The following is a 2,886-nucleotide window of genomic DNA, read 5'->3' on the forward strand; positions in this document are numbered from 1 at the left end:
GCGCCGGTCGTCAGCTGCGGCACGCCCGAGGAGTTGGAATCCATCACCTTCAACTGGGATCCGGTAGTGGGGGCGACGGGCTATGAGCTGGACTTCAGTGACGGCAACTCCGCCACCCTGACGGCCGCCGAGACGAGCTTCACCGTCAGTGGCCTCGATCCGGGGACTACCCTGACGATTTCCATCTACGCCACGGGCACCGGCCCCTGCCCTGACGGCCCAACCACGACGCTGGAGTGCAGCACCGCCCCTTGTCCGCCCGGACTGGCCATGGCTACCACGCCCGACACCGAGTTCTGCAACGGACAAGACACTGACCTGCTGCCCCTCTCCGCCACGCTGACCGCCGGCACGCCACAGGGCTCCTTCACCTGGAGCGGCCCCGGCGTGGTGGTCAATAACGGCAACTTCTTCTTCGATCCCACCGCCGTTGGCCCGGGGGTACACGTCCTGACGGTGGCCTACGACGGCCCCTCCATTTGCGACTCCCAGGACGAAGTCACCATGACCATCTTCGAGTTGCCTCTGGCAGGCCTGGATCCTACGCCAGCGCAGGTTTGTGCCGGCACCGCCATTGACGTCTCGCTGGCCGACCCCGTGGATGCGGGCACGACCTACGTCTGGGACTGGGACGGCGGCATCCCTACCGATCTTGGCAACCAGACCTACTCCGTCCGCTGGGACACTCCCGGCACCAAGATCGTCACCGTCACCGCTACGGCGGAATGTACGGTGAGCAACCAGTTTACCATTGAGGTGACGCCTACGCTGGCGGCTCCCGTGCCCTTCTGCGCGCGGCAGGACCTCGACGGTGTCCTTTTTGAATGGCCGCTGGTGCCCGAGGCCATCCTCGGCTACCAGGTGAGCGTCAACGGCGGGCCCTTCGGGGCTACGCAGGCGGAGAACAGCTTCTTCATTGGCGGCCTCGGCTTCGGAGAGACGGTGTCGATCCGTGTGCGGTCCGTCCGGAGCGGGACGACTTGCGACCTGAGCCCGGCCAGCGCAGACGTGGCTTGCAGTGCCCGGCTTTGCCCCCAAGTGACCTTTGCACCTGCGGCCGCGCAAACCGAGTTCTGCGCCGACGCCACCACCCGCGTCACCTTGATGGCCAATTTGAGCGGCGCGGACGGCTCCGGCGTCACTACCTGGACCGGTCCCGGCGTGATCGCCAACAACGACGGCAGCTTCAGTTTTGACCCTTCCGTGGCGGGCATCGGACAGCATTTGTTGCGCGTCAGCTACGTCCAGGAGGCGCTGTGCAGCTACGAAGACGTGCTGCTGGTGGAGGTCTTTGCACTGCCCGCAGCTGATTTTTCTGTCTCCGACGACCTGATTTGTGCGGCTACAAATACGGCTCTGGCCGTCCTCGGCACGGTCGATCCACAGGCCACCTACACCTGGGATTTTGCCGGCGCGGCGGTCACCGACAACGGCAACCAACGCTACGATCTGCGCTGGCCGCTGGCTGGTACCTACGCGGTTAGCCTGACCGTGACGGCCAACGGTTGCGCGACGACGACCAGCCAAATGGTCACCGTAGAAATGCCCGTCTCGGCCGGCACCGCCGCCCAGGACGCCCTGGAACGCTGCGTGGGCACGACGGAAATGGTCGACCTGAGCAGCCGTTTGACCGGTGCTGACGCTGGTGGGGTGTGGTCCGTAGTGACAGGCAGCGGCGTGCCCAACGGCAGCCTGGATCCGGCCACCGGGCAGTTCAACCCAGCGGGACTGGCACCCGGAAACTACCGTTTCGCTTACACGGTGGAGGGGGGCAGTTGTCCCGACGCCACGGCGGAAGTGAGCCTGCGCCTCCTCGCCGCACCCGTGGCGAACGCGGGGCAGGGCCAGACCCTGACCTGCAACACGGGCATGGTAACGCTCAACGGCAGCGCTTCCGAAATGGGTCCGGGCTACACCTACCTGTGGACCAGCGCCGACCCCAACGTGGTGATTATGGACGCCGATCAGTTGCTGATTGACGTTGGCCAGCCGGGCGTGTACCGCCTGGAAGTGACCAACGCCATTGGTTGCAGCGCCTTCAGCGAAGTGACCGTGGATTCCGAGACCGAAGCACCGGTGATGGAGGTGGAAATCAGCCAGATTTCCTGTTTCCAGGCCGACGACGGAGCGATTCTGGTGACGGGCGTCAACGGTGGCCGGCCTCCCTACCGCTTCCTGCTCAACGGTGAAGAGCGCGGGCAGACGACCCTCTTTGGTGGTCTGATGCCCCAGCAGTACGACCTGCAGGTGATCGACGCCAACGGCTGTTTCAGCAACATTTTGCTGGACCTGACGCAGCCAGAGGAACTGACCATCCGCCTGCGTTTCCCCGGCGATAGTGCTTCGGTCAACTACGGCGAAGAGATCTTCATCACCGCCAGCATCAACGGTGGCAACGCCATCGATACCCTGCTCTGGCAGCCCGACAGCCTGAAAACCGACGGGGAAACCGCCGGTATTTCCTTCGTGGCCCGCGAGACCCAGATGATTTCCGTCACCGTGGTCGATGAACTCGGCTGCCGGGCGACCGACCGGCAGATGCTGCTGGTCCGCAAAGACCGGCCGGTGTACTTCCCGACGGCCTTCAGCCCCAACGGCGACAACATCAACGACATCTTCTTCATCAACGGCGACCTCGATGAGGTGGAGTCCATTCAGGACTTCGCCATCTACGACCGTTGGGGCGAAGCGGTATTTACGGCCAACCTGGCCCCGACGGCTGATGGATCTTTGGGAGGCTTCCTGCCCAACGACCCGGCTTTCGGCTGGGATGGTTTCCACAAGGGAAGGGTGATGAATCCGCAGGTCTTTGTGTACTCCGCTACCGTCCGTTTCCGCGACGGGGAGACGGTGGTGTATAAGGGGGACTTTGTTTTGTTGCGGTAG

1 protein-coding gene is annotated in these 2,886 nt (G+C 64.0%); it reads left to right on the forward strand.

The genetic code is table 11. The features are described 5' to 3' along the window. The coding region (locus tag H9S92_RS22900) for a T9SS type B sorting domain-containing protein (protein WP_187465098.1) at nt 1–2,886 on the forward strand (2,886 nt) is incomplete at its 5' end.

It is taken from the genome of Neolewinella lacunae (assembly GCF_014349155.1).
Lineage (GTDB): Bacteria > Bacteroidota > Bacteroidia > Chitinophagales > Saprospiraceae > Neolewinella > Neolewinella lacunae.